The sequence below is a fragment of the Aerococcus kribbianus genome, assembly GCF_026805545.1.
Classification (GTDB): Bacteria; Bacillota; Bacilli; order Lactobacillales; family Aerococcaceae; genus Aerococcus; species Aerococcus kribbianus.
Map to the genome: position 1 here is coordinate 724,154 of NZ_JAPRFR010000001.1, position 17,771 is coordinate 741,924.

General features: G+C 38.4%; 20 protein-coding genes. 9 read left to right on the forward strand and 11 right to left on the reverse strand.

Annotation, left to right across the window (positions count from 1 at the left end):
* Nucleotides 1-18: 18 nt before the first annotated feature.
* Nucleotides 19-1,296 carry a sensor histidine kinase gene (locus tag OW157_RS03390; protein ID WP_268751927.1) on the reverse strand — a complete coding sequence of 426 codons (1,278 nt, stop codon included), beginning with the start codon at nucleotides 1,294-1,296 and terminating at the stop codon, nucleotides 19-21.
* Between the two features lie 168 nt (nucleotides 1,297-1,464).
* On the opposite strand from OW157_RS03390, the gene OW157_RS03395 reads away from it, so the two are divergent.
* Nucleotides 1,465-2,796: an APC family permease gene (locus OW157_RS03395; protein WP_268751928.1), complete on the forward strand. Its 1,332-nt coding sequence runs from the start codon at nucleotides 1,465-1,467 to the stop codon at nucleotides 2,794-2,796.
* A 44-nt stretch (nucleotides 2,797-2,840) separates the two neighbouring features.
* Here OW157_RS03395 and OW157_RS03400 read toward each other — a convergent pair whose 3' ends face one another.
* On the reverse strand, nucleotides 2,841-3,671 hold the full coding sequence (locus tag OW157_RS03400) for an exodeoxyribonuclease III (protein ID WP_268751929.1): 831 nt from the start codon (nucleotides 3,669-3,671) through the stop codon (nucleotides 2,841-2,843).
* Nucleotides 3,672-3,847: 176 nt separating this feature from the next.
* Between OW157_RS03400 and OW157_RS03405 the strand changes: the two genes are divergently transcribed.
* The gene (locus OW157_RS03405) at nucleotides 3,848-4,762 is read left to right on the forward strand and encodes an AEC family transporter (protein ID WP_268751930.1); all 915 of its coding nucleotides are present in this window, start codon (nucleotides 3,848-3,850) and stop codon (nucleotides 4,760-4,762) included.
* A gap of 324 nt (nucleotides 4,763-5,086) precedes the next feature.
* Here the strand turns inward: OW157_RS03405 and OW157_RS03410 are convergent, their stop codons facing one another.
* Nucleotides 5,087-5,800: a DUF975 family protein gene (locus OW157_RS03410; RefSeq protein WP_268751931.1), complete on the reverse strand. Its 714-nt coding sequence runs from the start codon at nucleotides 5,798-5,800 to the stop codon at nucleotides 5,087-5,089.
* A gap of 274 nt (nucleotides 5,801-6,074) precedes the next feature.
* Nucleotides 6,075-6,251 carry a hypothetical protein gene (locus OW157_RS03415; RefSeq protein WP_268751932.1) on the reverse strand — a complete coding sequence of 59 codons (177 nt, stop codon included), beginning with the start codon at nucleotides 6,249-6,251 and terminating at the stop codon, nucleotides 6,075-6,077.
* 384 nt (nucleotides 6,252-6,635) lie between these two features.
* Here OW157_RS03415 and OW157_RS03420 point away from each other — a divergent pair, with 384 nt between their 5' ends.
* The 3 genes from OW157_RS03420 to OW157_RS03430 all read left to right on the forward strand — a co-directional run bounded on the left by OW157_RS03420 (nucleotide 6,636) and on the right by OW157_RS03430 (nucleotide 7,813).
* Nucleotides 6,636-6,971: a replication initiation protein gene (locus OW157_RS03420; RefSeq protein ID WP_268751933.1), complete on the forward strand. Its 336-nt coding sequence runs from the start codon at nucleotides 6,636-6,638 to the stop codon at nucleotides 6,969-6,971.
* Between the two features lie 214 nt (nucleotides 6,972-7,185).
* The gene (locus OW157_RS03425; RefSeq protein WP_268751934.1) at nucleotides 7,186-7,608 is read left to right on the forward strand and encodes a hypothetical protein; all 423 of its coding nucleotides are present in this window, start codon (nucleotides 7,186-7,188) and stop codon (nucleotides 7,606-7,608) included.
* Nucleotides 7,609-7,618: 10 nt separating this feature from the next.
* Nucleotides 7,619-7,813, forward strand: coding sequence for a hypothetical protein (locus OW157_RS03430; RefSeq protein WP_268751935.1), 195 nt, complete (start codon nucleotides 7,619-7,621; stop codon nucleotides 7,811-7,813).
* Nucleotides 7,814-7,882: 69 nt separating this feature from the next.
* On the opposite strand, the gene OW157_RS03435 is transcribed toward OW157_RS03430, so the two are convergent.
* From OW157_RS03435 to OW157_RS03445, 3 genes are all read right to left on the reverse strand, one after another.
* Nucleotides 7,883-8,218 (reverse strand): hypothetical protein, encoded by a 336-nt coding sequence (locus OW157_RS03435; protein ID WP_268751936.1) that lies wholly within the window; start codon nucleotides 8,216-8,218, stop codon nucleotides 7,883-7,885.
* A 179-nt stretch (nucleotides 8,219-8,397) separates the two neighbouring features.
* On the reverse strand, nucleotides 8,398-9,090 hold the full coding sequence (locus tag OW157_RS03440) for a zinc metallopeptidase (RefSeq protein ID WP_268751937.1): 693 nt from the start codon (nucleotides 9,088-9,090) through the stop codon (nucleotides 8,398-8,400).
* A gap of 46 nt (nucleotides 9,091-9,136) precedes the next feature.
* The gene (locus OW157_RS03445) at nucleotides 9,137-10,093 is read right to left on the reverse strand and encodes an alpha/beta hydrolase (RefSeq protein ID WP_268751938.1); all 957 of its coding nucleotides are present in this window, start codon (nucleotides 10,091-10,093) and stop codon (nucleotides 9,137-9,139) included.
* Between the two features lie 170 nt (nucleotides 10,094-10,263).
* On the opposite strand from OW157_RS03445, the gene OW157_RS03450 reads away from it, so the two are divergent.
* The gene (locus OW157_RS03450; protein WP_268751939.1) at nucleotides 10,264-10,872 is read left to right on the forward strand and encodes a YkyA family protein; all 609 of its coding nucleotides are present in this window, start codon (nucleotides 10,264-10,266) and stop codon (nucleotides 10,870-10,872) included.
* Nucleotides 10,872-12,176 (forward strand): putative glycoside hydrolase, encoded by a 1,305-nt coding sequence (locus OW157_RS03455; protein ID WP_268751940.1) that lies wholly within the window; start codon nucleotides 10,872-10,874, stop codon nucleotides 12,174-12,176. Before OW157_RS03450 ends, OW157_RS03455 begins: the two co-directional genes overlap by 1 nt.
* A gap of 80 nt (nucleotides 12,177-12,256) precedes the next feature.
* Here OW157_RS03455 and rpsN read toward each other — a convergent pair whose 3' ends face one another.
* Nucleotides 12,257-12,526, reverse strand: a complete 270-nt coding sequence (rpsN, locus tag OW157_RS03460; RefSeq protein WP_268751941.1) for a 30S ribosomal protein S14 — start codon at nucleotides 12,524-12,526, stop codon at nucleotides 12,257-12,259.
* Nucleotides 12,527-12,640: 114 nt separating this feature from the next.
* Between rpsN and OW157_RS03465 the strand changes: the two genes are divergently transcribed.
* Complete coding sequence (locus OW157_RS03465) at nucleotides 12,641-12,754, forward strand: putative metal homeostasis protein (RefSeq protein ID WP_268751942.1); 114 nt, start codon at nucleotides 12,641-12,643, stop codon at nucleotides 12,752-12,754.
* Between the two features lie 472 nt (nucleotides 12,755-13,226).
* On the opposite strand, the gene OW157_RS03470 is transcribed toward OW157_RS03465, so the two are convergent.
* Nucleotides 13,227-14,408 carry a pyridoxal phosphate-dependent aminotransferase gene (locus tag OW157_RS03470; protein ID WP_268751943.1) on the reverse strand — a complete coding sequence of 394 codons (1,182 nt, stop codon included), beginning with the start codon at nucleotides 14,406-14,408 and terminating at the stop codon, nucleotides 13,227-13,229.
* Nucleotides 14,405-14,899 (reverse strand): Lrp/AsnC family transcriptional regulator, encoded by a 495-nt coding sequence (locus tag OW157_RS03475; protein WP_268751944.1) that lies wholly within the window; start codon nucleotides 14,897-14,899, stop codon nucleotides 14,405-14,407. The genes OW157_RS03470 and OW157_RS03475 overlap by 4 nt, the downstream gene beginning before the upstream one ends.
* A gap of 203 nt (nucleotides 14,900-15,102) precedes the next feature.
* Here OW157_RS03475 and OW157_RS03480 point away from each other — a divergent pair, with 203 nt between their 5' ends.
* The gene (locus tag OW157_RS03480) at nucleotides 15,103-16,053 is read left to right on the forward strand and encodes a DUF1002 domain-containing protein (RefSeq protein ID WP_268751945.1); all 951 of its coding nucleotides are present in this window, start codon (nucleotides 15,103-15,105) and stop codon (nucleotides 16,051-16,053) included.
* A 198-nt stretch (nucleotides 16,054-16,251) separates the two neighbouring features.
* Here OW157_RS03480 and OW157_RS03485 read toward each other — a convergent pair whose 3' ends face one another.
* On the reverse strand, nucleotides 16,252-17,742 hold the full coding sequence (locus OW157_RS03485; protein WP_268751946.1) for a carbon starvation CstA family protein: 1,491 nt from the start codon (nucleotides 17,740-17,742) through the stop codon (nucleotides 16,252-16,254).
* Between the last annotated feature and the right edge of the window lie 29 nt (nucleotides 17,743-17,771).

The window sequence follows — 17,771 nt, forward strand, 5'->3', positions numbered from 1 at the left end:
AGTGTGTCCAATTCCCTTCTATAAATAATTTTTATTGAAATAGACGGTGAACCGTGTTTGTTCGTGCACACGAGAGCAGACCTCAATCCCCCCCTTAAACTCGTCTTCAACTAAAGTTTTTACTTGGGATAAACCAATTCCTCGATAAATATCTCCGGTTTCATGATTAAATTTAGTCGAAAAGCCGGGTTCAAAGATTAGATTCATTAATTCTTCACTCATTCCTGGTCCATTATCTGTTACCGAAATGGCCACATTATCCCCTGCATCATAGGCAGCAATCTGAATCATACCAGCGGCGCTAGCTTCCAAAGCATCCACGGCATTAAAAATTAGATTCGATAAAATCGAGACCACTTGATAATGATTACGAATCGGTGGGTCCACTTGGATTTGACTAGAAATGATAATATCTAAGGATTGTAGACGGATATGGTTGCGAGCATGAGATAAAACCACTTTAAGCACACCTGATAGACGTAAAACTCCCTCACCCTCTGTTTGATAGTATTGACCCAGTCCCCTAACAACATTTTGATAGTCTTTTTTGACTTCATGGACATCACGGGCAATCTGTAAGGCCGTTTGGGCATAATCACTATTTGGAGCCAGCTTAGTGAGTTCCTTATTAAGCATATAAGCATTTTTCATAATCGCTTCAATTTCCGAAATATTTTTCTCCATAAAATAAACTTCTGACTTCACCAAAGAAGCAGACCAGAGAAAGTAATAATATTGTTTCTCATGGTCTTCTTTACGAAGAAATAAATTCAGATAGTTGTAAATCACAATACATATCGAACTAATTAAAGCTCGAATCAAGGCAGTAATAAATAGGGTACGAAACAAGGGAATACTATAATCGGTCCAATTTTGGAGAATAGAGATTTCAACAAAATTCGCTAAATAATCACAAAGTAAAATCACACAAAAAAATAAGGACGCATTTCGTTCCGTTCGATGCCAATACAAGAAAAAATACAGACCTCCGTAAACTAAATAGAAGGCGACATCAGTTAGGACATATTGAGCAATTACACCGTGGGGATCACCACCCGATACTAACAAGGTAAAGCCCCGAAACAGAGGAGAAGCCAATGCAACGCCAGCAGCTATTAGAAAGGGATTAAGGTCATCATTGAAATAAAAGAATATAGGTAAAATAACTACAGAAAAGGTAATGATAAATCCCGGTGCCAAATAATTAAAATGAATTTGGGCACACAAAGCGACTGCTAAAGCAATCAAGGTGATACGTTTCATTTTCTGCGAGTTCATTCCTAGTAATGTTTTCATAGCAGCCTTTCTGATTATTCGTGAAGTCTATTGAAGTATTGTGAAGCTATTCCTTAAACTAGACTTAGTTAAGCGCATTCATTATACCCCACCTATTTAGGAGGTGCAATGCTAGTAGGTGGATTTATAATATAAAAATAATAATATATAGAAAGATGGTGGATTTTAATGGAACAACAAGCAGAAGGGAAGTTAAAACAAAATATTTCCTTGGCTGAAGCAATCGCCTTTTGTGTGGCCCAAGTGATTGGTACAGGAATTTTCTTGAAGCCTGTTCCCGTCTTACAAAATGCTGGTTCAACAGCCATGGCAACCATCATTTGGCTGGCTGCAGGATTAATCACTATGTGTACTGCACTTACCGTTGCCGAAGTTGCTTCTTATAAACCTAATATTGGTGGAATCACTGGCTATATCACTGAATACAACGGGAAAACTCTGGGATTCTTATCGGGATGGTTTTTCGCAATTTTAAATGACCCAGGAACTCTAGCAGCCAACTCCATCGCCACGGCAACCTTCATGACGGCAATTGTGCCGATGACCGATTGGCAGGTAAAGCTTTGCGCCTTTGCCATTCTCTGGATACTAGGTTTATCACAAATGGTCTCCGTTAAAGGGACCATGAAAACTCAACTAGTAGGAGCCTTCATCCAAGCTGCTCCTCTCGTTTTAGTGGTTATTCTAGGTTTGATAAATTCTAATGCCACTCATCCGATCAATTTTTCACTTATCGGTGATCCTAATAGTCCAGGTGTCGCCCTTGGTTTAGCCTTGCTATCAGCTATGTGGGTGTATGATGGTTGGCAAGCCACTGCTAATCTTGGAGAAGAAATGGCTCATCCCAAGCGTGACTTTCCACGAGCCATTCTAATATCTCTAAGCTTCTTAACTGGTCTATATATGATGTTTAACGTGGTTGGTTTCTTATTAATGCCAGCAGAAGAAATTATCCAAACTGATAACTTTGGTGCTGCTATTTCAACTGTTTTAATGGGGAATAGTGGGCGTTACCTTATGACCCTATTAATGATTGCCTGCAGTCTCTTCACCATGAACGCTGAAGTTGTACAAGCAACACGTGACATTCTTTACCAAGCACGTAACAACAACTTGCCTGGTTCGCCATGGATCCGCCATATTCACCCAAAAACTGATACACCAATCAATGCCATTATCTTCCAAGGCATCCTATCAACCTTATTGATGTTAACAGGGACTTTCGAAAGTATTTCCTTATTAATAATCTTCTTTACTTGGGTATTTACCTTAATTGCCTTATTTGATGTGTTCAAACTTAGACGGCAAAACAAGCTCTTACGGTCATTTGATGTCCCACTCTTTCCATTTGTGCCGCTAGTTGGTATTGGTGGAGCGTTATTTATGCTCCTATCTTCAATCGCCTCTGACCCAGGTCGCTTTGTTATCGGAATTGTAATTATCTTACTTGGTCTACCCGTCTATGCCTTCTGTCATAAGGTCCTCTACAAAGATAAATAAAAATAAGGCATTAAAAAAGCTGCGGAAAATCCGCAGCTTTTTACTTAGAGAGAAATATCTAATAAAATTGGCGTATGGTCTTGACGATCACCAGAATTAATCATTTCTGACCGTTCTACCTGGTCCGCTAAACGATTAGACACCAAGAAATAATCTATCCGCCAGCCAGAATTATTGATTTTGCTGGTTTTTACACGTTGAGCCCACCAAGAATAAACGCCTTCTACATCACCATTAATTAAGCGGAAGGTATCAGTAAAGCCTTGGTCTAATAAATGAGTAAAGCCCGCCCGCTCTTCATCGGTAAAGCCAGCTGACCGCCGATTATTTTCGGGATGGGCTAAATCAATTTCCTTATGGGCGACATTATAGTCTCCAGAAGCAATAACAGCTTTATTAGTATCCAAAGAGACAAGATAATCAGCATATTTTTGATCCCAAATTTGTCGGTCAGCCAAGCGTTTCAAGGCATTACCGGCATTTGGCGTGTACACTTGAGTGAAATAAAAATCAGCAAATTCTAAGGTAACTACCCGCCCCTCTGAGTCCATGGGTTCTGGTGCCCCAATACTAGGATAAGTAATTTGGGGTTCTTCTAAATCTTTTTTGTATAAGGTCATCGTTCCCGCATAAGATTTTCGGGCTGGTTCTACTGACGACACCCAAACATAATTATATTCAGGGAACCATTCCGCTATGGCTTCTTGATGTTTTTTACTTGGACCATTAGCAGATAATTTCGTTTCTTGAATAGCCAAAATATCTGGATCATACTCTTTAATCGTTGCGATAACTTGACGTGACATCTGTGCTCGATTGGAATCGCTAGTTAATGCAGCGTTTAGGGAATCAATATTCCAAGAAATAAATCTCATGACTTTCCACCTCTTCAACTTTCTTAAGTCTAAGTTAACATGTTTCCCCATAAAATGCGACGATTTATTCTTATTCTATAGCTAAGTCATAGCAGGGAAAACGCTTAAATCTATCCACCATTTTTACCACTTTATCTGTTATGATTAAGTTAACCCAACTAGAAAGAAGGACAGTCATGCTTGCTATACTCAGTCAATCCATGAGTCTATTACTCATCATCATTCTCGGTTATATAGTCAAACGTTTGGGACTGATTATGTTAGAGGATGGTAAATTATTAGGAAAAATTATCATGTATATCACCCTCCCTGCAACTGCTATCCAATCTTTAAATGGCACCAAAATTGAAAATGAATTTATTTTTATGTTAGTAATTGCCATTATTCTCAATATTTTTCTATCAGCAGGGACTGCCCTGGCCAGTAAAAATTTCACCCCACAAAAGCGAACTTACTTTACTCTTAGTCAAGCCAATTATAATATCGGTAATTTTGTTATTCCCTTTCTCTACAGCATCGTCCCAGCGACTATTCCCTATGTCGCAGCTTTCGATATTGGTAATGCCATTATGGTCTTTGGTTTCATACCTGCTCTCGTCGATGGCATCAACAATCAGAACACCCAAGAGAAATCACACTTGCGTAAGCTAGGCCAGTCACTTACTCATTCTCCAGCTTTTATGACTTACTGTGTGATGTTAGTTCTGTTAATAGCCAATATCGAACTACCCACGACACTTATCCAGCCCTTTCAAATTATTGCCAATGCCAACTCTTTTCTTTCCATGTTTATGATTGGTATTTTCTTAGAAATCAGATTACCAAGAGAAGACTTGAACCTAGTTATTCAAGCCCTAAGCCTACGCTACGGTACGGCTATTATTATCGCTATTGCTGCTTGGTTTTTACTACCCTTATCATTAACCGTTAAAATTGCTCTAATTTCACTAATTCTATCACCAATCGCCACCATGGCTACCTTAAAAATGGTCGCAGTCGGGATCGATCCCAAAGCCACAGGATTCATCTCCTCCGCCTCAATAGTCATTTCCCTTCTACTTATCACAGCCTTCTTAACCCTAATCGCTTAAAAAAGGGTGTGATGAAAAGCGGTAAGACTGAATCGTTGGACCAAAAGAGTGAAGATTGCGATTGGCAATCAAAGGCTTTTGGGAAACGCATGTCAGTCCTGCTTTTCAGAGCCCGACTAATAAGGATGTGAGTCAATCGCGACAAGGGACGGACCATATCGGAAGGAGACAAAAAATGGTAACAGCCATTTTGATGGCTCATTCAGAAATGGACGCCGGCCCTGCGATTGCGAGCCCGACTGTGAGGATGAGATGACATGCTAATACAATAAAACACCTTTAAAACGTTGTTTACGTTTTAAAGGTGTTTTGTTAATAATTAAGCTAAAAATCATCCCAATTAATTTGACTCTCTTCCCAACCATCACTCGTTGATTGGTCTAAATCGCTGTCAATATCGCTATCATTATATGGTCTTGATCGTTCACTATAACCTGCTCGAGATAAACATTCTTCATAAAAATCAATCATCGCTATAGTGAAGTAAGGTTTGACATAGAAATAAGCCAAACCAAAAGTCAAGACTATCAAAAGTCCCCACCAAAAGAAACGTAGATATAAAACTAATAATCTAAATTTCTGACCTCTCATCAGTTCACGACTGGCTGAAATAGCCGAATTATAACGTAGATCAGGAAAATCAATCATAATATAATCTACCAAACTATAAGCTAAGGTCTTGTATAAGCCTGGTATAATTAATAAAATATACCACAAAACCAAGTAAAGATACTTCAGCCAATGAGTTACTGTTATAGGAATAGCTTGATTGATCAATACAGCAAAGAAATCTCGGCCGACTTGCATATTTTGCCCATTCTTTTCAACCATTAGCATACGTTTATAAGCTGCCTGTAAACCATAGACTAATACAGCACTTAAGAAAGCTAGCAAAATTCCCACTGGAAATGTGAGTACTGGTGAAATCGATACAATAGAAATTAATATGGCCATAACAATCGTCAATAAAATATAAGCGGCCCCATTGTTTTTCATCATATGTTTGGCTATTTGTTTATTGTCGCGGCTTGTTCGCATTTTGCCACCTCCATCTTTTAACTCAAGTTTAGCAAAGCCTAGGCTAACTGGCTATCGGTCTTGAGCCTTAAAATCCTACCTCACCCCTAAGACAGGTTCAAAATTATAATAGAAACGGAGACAATACTGGTCTCAGCTTCATATGTTATTTTTGTTTGTCCTTTAGCGTTTACGGAATCGACGAAAAGAGCAAAAAGATGTATTCACTAGATTACTCTTAAAAGATTAGGTCAATCGCTGCGCATTTTCTAAGTGTGGACGAATAGTCGACAACTTAATCTAAGGCTGTCACCGCACTTATAATACATCCTACTGTAACTAGTATACTCGCTACTATCATCAAACCAGTCTTTTTTTCATCTTCTTCTGAAGTAAAAATCGCATACCCTTCTGTGATTAATCCAACTATTATCAAAATATACTCATAGTTTTCTTGAATAATTTTTACCATAGTTCCATATACCCCTTACTTAGAATTTTGTTATTTGCATCAATTGCCTCAGCTTCTTTTAGACCAAGTTGAGATAGTTTTTTAATAATACTTTGCTTAACATTTTTTCAACCCATTCTTTAGCAGCCTCTTTACCCATTTTTTTAATAAGTGCTTGTATAGAACCTACACCTGTTAATAATAATGCTGATTCAATAGCACCATTTAGTGCGCCACCTAAAATATCGTAGAGATAGTACCATGGTCATTATTTGCTCTAGTTGAAGTTGCTGAATATGTAATTGAATTTGAGTCTGCATTTTCAGATAAAGTTATGATCTGAGTGAAATGACTGCAACTGGAAAAGTTTCAGAGGTTTCTGAATATGTTGTAAATTAACTTCAAGTGGAATTTACAACATATGAATTAGCAGAGTTTACTAATATTCGTTCTACATACGCTAAAACAATGTATCGATTATTAAAACAGTGGCGAACAATTGGAAAAAAAGAATTTAAAATAGATGATTTTAAATTCTTACTAAATTGTCCAAAATCTTATAGTATAAGTGACATTGACAAGCGTATTTTGAAACCTATAATTAAAGAATTAGCCCCTTACTTTAAAAAATTAAAAGTAAAGAAAATAAAGAAAAATACACGTGGAAACCCAGTAACTGGCTATTTATTTACTTGGAAACCTGAACAAACTCAACACTGGATAGAAAATAACACAGCTTAAAAAGTGGTGTATAAGTGCGCCCTTTGCTTTAATCATCTTCTATTTCTGTTGAAAAGGTGTTGGGCTTTTCTAGAAGAGTTAATTTTAGGTTTTGTCATAAAAGAGAGGCTAATTTTTTAATTATTTTTCTTTTTTTTGCATAATATTTGAAAGCGGTTTATTTTTTGGTGAGGTGGATATATAGTGAATAAGTTATTAGAAACTAGGAGGAGATATGCTGAATTTCAAGAAAAGTTTAATTATCGGCGCCTCAGTTTTAACTTTAGCACCCGTCGCTTCTGTAACAATTGCACCAACAATTGCTCATGCTGCTGTTGGGGATATTGTAGATGAAGGTACAGGACGAAAAGTAGTTTCTGAATACACACTTTCAGCTGATCAAGTGAAGCAAATGGCTGATAATATGGATACAATTAAAAATGGTAATGGAGTGAAAATACTTGAAGGTATTTTGGGCTTAGGTGGTGGTAAGGCTGGTCAAATCACAGCTTTAGCAGTAGAACTTTCGAAAAATGCTCATACTTCTGATACTATTATAGAGGCTGGGAAAAAGGGGAAAGGAGTAAAAGTACAAGTGACAGATTTACCTACGCATACTTCATACTCTCAAAGCGTCCGTTATACAATTTTAGAATAAGGTGATTATTATGGGATTTTTTAAAGCATATTTAACTTACTTGTTCTTCTCTTTGATAATTACTAGTAGTATAAGCGGTAATTCTTCTTGGCAAGATATATTAATTATTAGTTTAGTAGGGATTCCATTTACGTATATTTTTGAAAAATTTAGTATTCCTCAAAAAATAAATAATATGCTAAAGGAAAATACGAATAATGATTAAAATAAAAGCCCCCTTACAAAGATATTGAAGGGGGCTTTTATTTATATCTGTTACTATTAGGCAAGTTTATTACTTCTTCTTATTATGTAATATGGAATCAATAATAATATTACCTATAAGACTAACAATTAAAGTAATCACAATAAATAACAATGAATTTATAACGGCTGTTCTAGTGTCTGTGCTCCACATTCCTTTTTTAAAAGAAAAGAAAAAAATAACTCCAAAAATAATAAAATTTATTAGTTTTAGGAAAAGGCCTTTTAAACTAACTTTAGAATCTAAGTTATCTTCACTTAATTCATCATAGTTATTTCCAAGTAATCCACTTATTTCAAATTTATAAATATTACGAAAAGAATGATCATTTTGATTTCCTTTTCGATTTATATCATTTTTGTTCATTAATATCTTCGTTATGATTCAAATGTTATGTCCTAACTGTCATGATAATATTAAAAAATTATTTATTATGCCTATACTGTTTTTGATTACTTCAAATTATATAGTCGTATATTATGAAAAGGCTGGAACTTTTTCCAGCCTCATTTAATAATACCATGAGTAATTAAAATAATGTTTTCTTAATTACGATTGCGTCCTCCAAATATCAGCACAATACGCAGGAGTGATAAGAATGATGCTGCGGTCGCAGCTACATAAGTCATTGCCGCCGCTCTTAAGGTCTTCTTAGCCATAGGGTATTCTTCAGCTGTTAAAATTTCACCTTGCTTAATAATTTTTAAGGCACGATTTGAAGCATCAAATTCGACCGGCAGGGTAACCAATTGGAAAATTAAGGTAAATGAAAATAGAAAAATCCCAATATTAACCAAAGTTTGATTGTAACCAAATAAAACCCCCAATAATAAAATTGGTAAGGCTGCCTTAGATCCAAAGTTAACCACAGGTACAATACGTTGCCGTAAAGACATAAAGAAATAACCCTTGGCATCTTGAACAGCATGACCACATTCATGGGCTGCCACTCCAATAGCCGCTACTGATGTGGAGTTGGCTGTTGTTTCAGATAAGCGTAGGACTTTATTACTAGGATCATAATGGTCAGTTAAATGGCCAGAAATCCCTTCTACTGAGACATCATAGATATCACTCTGACGCAGAATTTCTTGTGCCACTTGCGTTCCAGTCACACCTTTTTGATTCTTATACTTATTGTATTTATTAAATGTACTCTTCATATTGGCAGAGGCAATACCAGAAATTGCCAAACCAATTAAGATTAATATGAATGTCCAATCATAGAAAAATGGCATTGTATCACTTCCTTTGCCCTATTATAACAAGAAATTGTAACAAGGCCTATTGTTTTAGCTCTGAAACAAGTAAGTCTAAGGTCTCATCTGCTTCAGGCATAGCTTGTAAGGCAAAATCATGTACCATCCGCTCAAAGAGATAAAAACGAGTCGTCTTATTATGAGCGCGCAGACGTTTATAGAGTTTTAAAGCGGGTTGTTTCCAAGAATCATAAGCACCCACAAAGAAATGCACGGGAGGCAAGTGAGTAATAGTCATCTCCGTCATCTTAGGTAAAGGATCCTGATCTTGCCAAGCCGATTCAACGGCCTCTTCTTGGCTACGATTCAGTAAATAATCCTCATCTAAATGTTCTATTTGTTTCACTTCTTCACCCAGCCACGGTGACAGTAAAAGTACTTGTTTAAACATTTTAGCATTGGCTTCAACCAATTCTAAGGTCAAAGCCGCCCCAGAGTCATAAGCTAAGGCATGCCAATTATATCCTTGATGTTTCGCTTTTACCTGACAAATAAGCTGATAAACCAATTCGACTTCTAAGGCGTATGAGCGAGTAAAGAAGGATTCGATGGCTACCACCATAATGGGCCAACCCAACTTAGCTTGTAATTTTTCTAACATCCGCCATTCTGAATAGGTCATATGGTCAAGACGCTTACCCCCGTGAAAATACACTAAAACTTCTTCTGTTTCTTCCAAAGCAGTGTAATCTAGCCAATGCACTTTACCGGCAGAATAATGTTCACTAGTCACTCCATCCGCATGGGGACAACTTAATAAATCACTAGTCCGCCGATACTGGTCATACCGTTTAGAAATATATTGACTGGAATTTTCTTCTTCCTCGCCGTAGTCTAAACCCGATTTTAAGCGATAAGCATCTTCTCTTAACTTGCTGCGTACTGAACGGTCCTGACTCAAGGCATGGCAGGCATAGCCAAAAGCTGATGCCGTAGCAGCTAAGGCCAAACGTACTAAACGCTTTTTATTTTGATTTGGCATAAGACTTCCCCCATATATAAGATGTATGTTCTTACTATAAATTATAAACTGTTGGGAGTCTTTTTAATATGGCACTAAAGTTGCAATTTTTTACTTTTTATTAGGGCAATTCCTTTTAAAAATAGTTAAAATAACCTATACTTAGAAGATGTATAGAAAGGTGGAGAAAAGTGAAACGTTTATTCAAAACTTCGTTGCTGTTGCTAGCAACCATACCCATTGCAGTTGCTTGTGCAGCTAATCCTGACAAATCAGTAGAGACCATTCAAGAACAAAGTCAAAGCATCGAGGGTGAAATCGAAACAATACAAGGTCGGGAGCAAGAATTGTCCCATACCTTTGCTAAAAGCCTCAACCAAGGAACAGACCAAGAGTACGACCAGTCCGTATTAGAAGACAATCGTAACCAACGCCAAGAAGCTTTTGAACAAATGAAGTCAAGTCAAGAAAAATTAAACAAGGCACTTGACCAACTTAGCCAAGCCCAAGAAAAAGGTGATCACAGTGAATCTGGGGCCGACGCTGATCAAAAGATCATTGCTTCTGGTCAAGAACTCAGCCAAAACCTGGATAGTTACAGCCAACATTATCAAGAAGTGCTTAACTTAGAAGAATCCTATTATTCCGACTTAGCCAGCGAAGAAGCTAACTTCCAAACTTTTTATGATGGCTTGGAAAAAATAAATAGCCAACACCAAGAAGCGCAAGATAAGCTCAATGGTGTCAAAGAAAGCTTAGCTGGCCTAGCAAAGCCAGAAAAGGAAGGGGAAAATAACTAATGTCAGACAAGAAAAACTTCCGGCCAAAGTTTCCTTGGCCAATCATTACCCTATTACTTGCTCTTGGTGTCGTGATTATTCTAATTGTCGCTAAACTATTCCCTGACACGTTCAACTTTTCTGGGGGAAAACAAGCACAAGACGCCGGCAATCAAGACCAAGTTGCCCAAGAAGTTGTCAGCCCTGAAATCGATGGGCAGTTGACAATTAACAACCAAAGCTTACTCACCGAGCCCAAACAACTAGCAAGTCGTTTTACTTACGACTCTGGTGTAGAAATTGCTTATCCTGAAGAAGGCGTTAAAGGGATTTACCTGTCTGGGGCTGGTGCAGCTGATCCAAGTATTCGCCAAGCTAATATTGATTTAATTGACCAAACTGGCCTCAATGCAGTTGTACTAGATGTCAAAGATGACTATGGTTCCATTACTATGCCCTTAGAAAGCGACAACCAACTGGTCAACGACAACACTGTTCCTACTCTAGACAGCAATGAGTTAATGCAAACCTTTGCTGACAAACAAATTTACCCTATTGCACGGATTACAACTTTCAAAGATACTAACCTCGCCCAAGCGCATCCTGAACGTTCATTTAGAACAGCAGATGGTAGTGTTTGGACTAACGACGGTGGCGACGCCTTCTTAAATCCTTACCAAAAAGAAAACTGGGACTACTTAGTTGAGGTCGCAATTGGCGCTGCCAAGCTCGGCTTTAAAGATATCCAATTCGACTATGTCCGCTTCCCAGAAGGATTTGAAACATTTGGTGAAACCCTTCAATATGACATGGGTGATTATAGCGAATACGGCAAAGACTCTACCGAAGCCAGAGAAGCAGTGATTTCTGACTTCTTAGCCTATGCACGAGAAAAACTTCGTCCATACGGAGTCGATGTTTCTGCAGACATCTTCGGTTATGTTACTATCGTTGAAAGTACTCCTGGAATCGGTCAAAACTTCCGTCAAATCGCTGATGAAGTCGATGTCATCTCCTCTATGATTTACCCTAGTCACTGGTCTCCAGGCTATTTTGGATTCCAAGCCCCAGACTTAGAACCTTATGGAGTGGTCGATCAATACATGGAAAAAGAATTAACCTTGCTTGATGACATTGATTCCGACACCATTACTCGTCCTTGGTTGCAAGACTTTACTGCATCTTATCTCGGTAGTGGTAATTACATGACTTATGATGCCAATGCAGTACAAGCCCAAATCGACGCCCTACAGGATCATGGTGTCAATGAATACCTCTTATGGAATGCTGGAAATGAGTACTCTCAAGGGGTCGACTACAAATAAAAAATATAAACATTAAAAAATCCGAATTGCGTCTTAGCAGTTCGGATTTTTATTTAATTCAATTATAATTGCTTATTGACTTACCAGCTTGCCTTTTTTACACCTGGAAGTTGTCCTTTATGGGCTAATTCTCTAAATTTAACCCGACTAAGACCAAATTTACGCATATAAGCACGAGGACGGCCATCAACCTTATCCCGATTACGTAAACGTGTTGGTGAAGCATCACGCGGTAATTTTTGTAAAGCTGCATAATCACCAGCAGCCTTTAAGGCCCGGCGTTTTTCAGCATACTTGGCAACCATTGCTTCTTGTCGTTTCATTTTTTCAATTTTTGCTTTCTTAGCCATTAAATTCCTCCTATTAACTTGACATTATACTTAATTCTTGCTAAATTATTAAAAGTAAATCGTAACGATTTCGATTATAGTCTTATTATAATATAATGTCAAGGAGGAAACATAATGGCTGAAAAAAATGATTACGCTAGCGCACAACGTCGCATGAAGAGCCCCAACAGAAAAACAAGACAACGGGCCCAAAAAATTATCCGTTCTTACAAAAGTGAAAATAAATAAGACATACTTTCAACACTAAAAAGTATAGCTGACACTTTATCACTTCAGCACCCAAATTTTTAATCTTATTAAAAATGAGGCTGGGACAAAAGTCCCAGCCTCATTGTAATATATGAACATTGATCCCCTAGTTGGGCTCCAAAAGTCAGAACAGACTGCCTTTCCTAAAGCTCTCTGATGGCTGTTTACCATCTTTCATGTTTTAGTCCTAGGCTTCTGTTCTTAACGACTTCTATCACACCCTTTAGTCGAGTTCTGAAATGCAGCTCCTTCGACTGTTTCCTAAAGACGTTTGGATAAGTTTCTCTTATACATCACGCTTTAGTCCAACAGCTCGGAGCTCCCGCATTTCATCTCATCCTTTTTAGTCGGGTTCTGAAAAGCAGGATTGACATGCGTTTCCCAAAAGTCTTTGATAGCTAGTCGCTATCTACAGCCTTTTGGTCCAACGATTCCGTCCTACCGCTTTTCATCACACCCTGTTTAGTTGAGCTCGCAATCCTTTAATGAAATGTTCAATTTTCTCCATGGCAGCTGCCAGTTCATCAATGGAATAGGCATAGGAAATACGTAAGAATCCATCTCCAGATTGTCCAAAAGCTGAGCCAGGGACCACTGCCACATTTTCTGTCTCTAAGAGCTGCAAGGCAAATTCTTCACTAGTCATGCCAAATTCACGAATATCTGGAAAGGTATAAAATGCCCCACGTGGGCTAAAGCAAGGCAACCCCATATCCTTAAAACGCGTCAGCAAAAACTGTCGTCGTTCAGAGTAAGCTTCGACCATTTTAGCCACTTCCTCATCACATTCTTCCAAGGCTACAATCCCCGCATGTTGAGACAAGGTGGGAGCAGCCATAATCGTATATTGATGAATTTTTAACATTTGTGAAATAATGGCTTCTGGGCCACAGGCATAACCTAAACGCCAACCTGTCATAGCAAAGGCCTTGGCAAAACCATTAATATAGATTGTTCGTTCTTTCATACCTGGAAATTGAGCGATAGAGGTATAAGGAGTAGGGTCATACCAGATTTCAGAATAGATTTCATCGGTAATCACATACAGGTCATGGGCTTTTATGACATCTGCTAGGGCTTCTAAATCTTTGGCAGTACAGCCCGCCCCAGTAGGATTATTAGGGTAGTTTAAAATAATCGCCTTGGTTTTAGTGGTAATGGCAGCTTCTAAATCTTCTGCTTGCATCACGAAGTCTTTTTCGGGACGAAGCGTTAGAGGCACAGCAATTCCTCCAGCTAAACTGATAGCTGGTAAATAGGAAACATAGGACGGATCCATGCAAATAACTTCTTCACCAGGATTAATAATGGCCCGGCAAGCGAGATCAATCGCTTCGCTCCCCCCAATGGTCACTAAAATCTCATCCTCAGGCATGTAAGATAAGTCATATTTGCGGTTAAGATAGTCACTAATAGCCTGACGTAAACTCAGCAAACCCGCATTAGCAGTGTAAAAAGTGCGTCCATGGCGTAACTGATAAATGGTTTCATAACGCACATTCCAAGGAGTAGGAAAATCCGGTTCTCCAACCCCTAGGGAAATAACATCGTCCATTTCATTCGCAATATCAAAAAACCGCCGAATACCGGAAGGAGCCAGGTCAAGAACACTTTGATTCAAGGATTTGGTCATTGAGAGACCACCAACCGTTCCATATCATTGTTAGGATCATCATAAATAGTACCGTGGTCTTTGTAGCGATTCATGACGATATGGGTAGTAGTTGAGACAACTTCCTCTACTGTACCCAATCGTGACACAAATTTAGAAATATCTGTCATGGAAGAACGACGGGTTAGCAACATGAAGTCATAAGCCCCTGACATAAGGTAGAGGGATTCTACTTCCGGAAATTGGTACAGTACCTCAGCAATTTCTTGATAAGATGTTTCACGGGTCAGATTTACATTAACCTCAATCATAGCTGAAACATGGTCATCATCAGCAGCATCCCAATTGACCATTGTATGGTAACCAGCAATAATATTTTGTTCTTCTAAGCGCTTAATAGTGGTCGCTACCTCATCTAGCGGCAAACCCAACATATCAGCCAAAGTTTGCTGACTTAAATGGGCATGGGTTTCAATAAGTTTTAATAATTTTCGACGTTGTTCTTTTTCCATTTGAAGACTCCTCTCTATCTCTTACTAACTATTTTATGTCGACAAGTCCTTAAAGTCACGATTTTTTTGCCTACCCGTCTAATCTTAAACACATCTTAGTGACTCTTTAAATAAATCCTTAAACACTATTTTCTAGGAAATGTTAGAATACATTTAGGAAAGCGTGGCCTTAAAAACCACGCCTGAATTTAGGAGGAATCACTATGAATAAAAAGTTTAAGTCCCTAATTGCTAGCGGACTCGCCCTAAGCGCTTTGGCTGGCTTTGTTCCTAGCGTCCAAGCAGACAAAGTAGCAATTGAACCGAAGTTTACCTACGGGGAAAGCTTGGACCAGAGTCAATACCAGGAAACAAGAAATGAATTAGGTGTAGCCAATGGAACTGAGGAAATTCCTGTCTATGTCAATGAGCTAAATGACTTATTAAATGACAACTACCCTTACCAACAGGTGTACTCTTCTGCCTACATTACTCCCGCGCAAAATAATGGCGGTATTTCAGTAGAAATCTTAACCCCTGAAACCATCACTAGCATCACAGAAAACCAATATGAAAATGCGGCCCTAACTGCCGGTGCTGTGGATGTTGATATTAAAGTAGCTTCCGCCGTTCCTGTTGACGGATCAGGTGCTTTAGCTGGGGTGTATAAAGCCTTTGCTGAGAATGGCGAAGCCCTAAATGACCAAGCTGTTTCAGTGGCTCAAGATGAATTAGCTGTCACTTCACAAATCACCCAAGAAAATGCCGATAAAGAAGGATATTCTGACGAATTATTAAATGCAGCCGTTGCCGAGATCAAAACTGCTATCCAAGAGAAAAAAGAAGAAAATGGTGGTTCTATTTCAGTTGACGATGTGCAAATTATCGTGAATAATGTCATTAATAATTACAACCTGGAAGGTGTTATTTCTCAAGAAAATATTAACGCCTTAGTCCAACAAATGACTAAATTTAGTGAACTAGAATTAAGCCAAGAACAAAAAGATCAAATTGCTGCCTTTGGTAAAAAACTTCAAGATGCCGGTGGTAGCCTACTCGATAAGGCGCAAACCGCATGGGATAACGCCGACCAAGAACAAGTCAAAGAAGAAGCCAGCTCTCTATGGCAACAAATCCTTGACTTCATCAATTCCATCTTTGGTACTGATTTCTAAGATCACCTAAAAAAGGCTGGGACTTTTTTGTCCCAGCCTTTTTTGTTGTATTAAATTTTTGTCCTATCCTTCTAGTCGGGCTCCAAAAGTCAGAACAGACTGCCTTTCCTAAAGCTCTCTGATGGCTGTTTGCCCTCTTTCAAGTTTTAGTCCAAGGCATCAGTCCTATGCTTTTCATCTTATCCTCTTTTTTATAAATCAATTATTCTTGGCTAATTCTGGATTACGGGTTAGAATTGGCCACTCGTCATGTAGCAAGGTAGAAGAAGGATCCATTTCTCTCTTTTGTTTAACTCCTTGTTGCCAGTAGACAGCCAGTAAGATAACAGTGACAATCAAGCCGCCAATATAAGAGATCATACTTAAACCAAGATTGAATCCGATTGGTTCACTAAAGATATAAACAACACAAGCGTATAACATAAAGGCACCAGGAACTAGGGTAACCCAATAATTTTTCCCCTTCAAGAAGAGGTAGCGAGTTGTTACAAGTAAAGCTAGAACCGCAGTTACTTGGTTGGCCCAGTTAAAGTAACGCCATAAAATATTGAAGTCTACTTTCGTTAAGAAGTAGGAAATGACATAAACTGGTAGGGTAATTGTCATGACTTTTGTCAAAGTATCTTGCTTTATATTTAAATAGTCCGCTAAGATAATACGCAAGCTCCGGAAAGCAGATAAACCGGATGATATTGGTAAAACAATAACCCCTAGGATAGCCACTGTACCAAGAACATTACCTAATAACATCTTAGATACAGCATCAACTACCACTGACGCTGTACCCGCATCAATCATCTCAGATAAGGTTTGACCGTTGAATAAGCTCATAGCGGCAGCTGCCCAGATCATAGCAATGACCCCTTCAGCAATCATCATACCATAGAAGGTAAAATGTCCCTCTTGTTCATCAGTCATCGTCCGAGATACCATTGGGGCTTGTGTAGCGTGGAAACCTGACATTGCCCCACAAGAAATGGTGAAGAACATTCCTGGGAATATAGCCAAGCCCTTAGGATGGAAGTTTTGTAAGGTAGCTGGACTTAATTCTGGCATAGTATAGCCAGAGAAGAATAAGGTAATCCCAATAGCAATGGTAGACAAAATTAAGATTGCTCCAAACCATGGATAGACTTTACCAATTGCTTGGTCAATCGGCAAAACTGTTGAGATTAAGTAATAAATAAAAATTAGAATAATAATAACTTCTAGATTACTTTCAAATGGTAAGGCTTGTTGAATAAGGTTGGCTGGAGATGTGACAAAAACAGTTCCTACCAATAATAATAATAAACAAGCAAACAAGTTAACTAGGTGTTTAGCAACCTTACCTATGTAACGACCTGCTAAAGCTGGTAGTTGGTCCCCATTATTACGCAAAGAAACCATACCTAACATATAATCATGAACCGCTCCAGCAAATATACAACCAAAAATAATCCAAATGTATGCCACCGGACCATATAAAGCCCCCATAATTGGACCAAAGATTGGACCAGTACCAGCAATATTTAATAATTCAATAATACCGTTTTTCCATTTTGGCATTGGAACAAAGTCTAAATTATCCCGTAAAACTTCTGCTGGTGTCTTCCGATCTGTGACTGGCTCAAAATTTTTCTCAATGTATTTTCCATACGTGAAATATCCTACAATCAATAGGATAATCCCACCTATCAAAGTAAGCATAATATCTCCTCCTTAGTATTGTTATCGGT

Excerpts from the sequence above, each read along its gene's own strand:
- OW157_RS03445 (WP_268751938.1), bottom strand. The coding sequence starts at position 10,093 with ATGCCAAATCAAAATAAAAAGCGTTTAGTACGTTTGGCCTTAGCTGCT.
- OW157_RS03455 (WP_268751940.1), top strand. The coding sequence starts at position 10,872 with ATGTCAGACAAGAAAAACTTCCGGCCAAAGTTTCCTTGGCCAATCATT.
- OW157_RS03410 (WP_268751931.1), bottom strand. The coding sequence starts at position 5,800 with ATGCGAACAAGCCGCGACAATAAACAAATAGCCAAACATATGATGAAA.
- OW157_RS03475 (WP_268751944.1), bottom strand. The coding sequence starts at position 14,899 with ATGGAAAAAGAACAACGTCGAAAATTATTAAAACTTATTGAAACCCAT.
- OW157_RS03440 (WP_268751937.1), bottom strand. The coding sequence starts at position 9,090 with ATGCCATTTTTCTATGATTGGACATTCATATTAATCTTAATTGGTTTG.
- rpsN (WP_268751941.1), bottom strand. The coding sequence starts at position 12,526 with ATGGCTAAGAAAGCAAAAATTGAAAAAATGAAACGACAAGAAGCAATG.
- OW157_RS03485 (WP_268751946.1), bottom strand. The coding sequence starts at position 17,742 with ATGCTTACTTTGATAGGTGGGATTATCCTATTGATTGTAGGATATTTC.
- OW157_RS03415 (WP_268751932.1), bottom strand. The coding sequence starts at position 6,251 with ATGGTAAAAATTATTCAAGAAAACTATGAGTATATTTTGATAATAGTT.
- OW157_RS03465 (WP_268751942.1), top strand. The coding sequence starts at position 12,641 with ATGGCTGAAAAAAATGATTACGCTAGCGCACAACGTCGCATGAAGAGC.
- OW157_RS03435 (WP_268751936.1), bottom strand. The coding sequence starts at position 8,218 with ATGAACAAAAATGATATAAATCGAAAAGGAAATCAAAATGATCATTCT.
- OW157_RS03400 (WP_268751929.1), bottom strand. The coding sequence starts at position 3,671 with ATGAGATTTATTTCTTGGAATATTGATTCCCTAAACGCTGCATTAACT.
- OW157_RS03405 (WP_268751930.1), top strand. The coding sequence starts at position 3,848 with ATGCTTGCTATACTCAGTCAATCCATGAGTCTATTACTCATCATCATT.
- OW157_RS03395 (WP_268751928.1), top strand. The coding sequence starts at position 1,465 with ATGGAACAACAAGCAGAAGGGAAGTTAAAACAAAATATTTCCTTGGCT.
- OW157_RS03390 (WP_268751927.1), bottom strand. The coding sequence starts at position 1,296 with ATGAAAACATTACTAGGAATGAACTCGCAGAAAATGAAACGTATCACC.
- OW157_RS03470 (WP_268751943.1), bottom strand. The coding sequence starts at position 14,408 with ATGACCAAATCCTTGAATCAAAGTGTTCTTGACCTGGCTCCTTCCGGT.
- OW157_RS03425 (WP_268751934.1), top strand. The coding sequence starts at position 7,186 with ATGCTGAATTTCAAGAAAAGTTTAATTATCGGCGCCTCAGTTTTAACT.
- OW157_RS03430 (WP_268751935.1), top strand. The coding sequence starts at position 7,619 with ATGGGATTTTTTAAAGCATATTTAACTTACTTGTTCTTCTCTTTGATA.
- OW157_RS03480 (WP_268751945.1), top strand. The coding sequence starts at position 15,103 with ATGAATAAAAAGTTTAAGTCCCTAATTGCTAGCGGACTCGCCCTAAGC.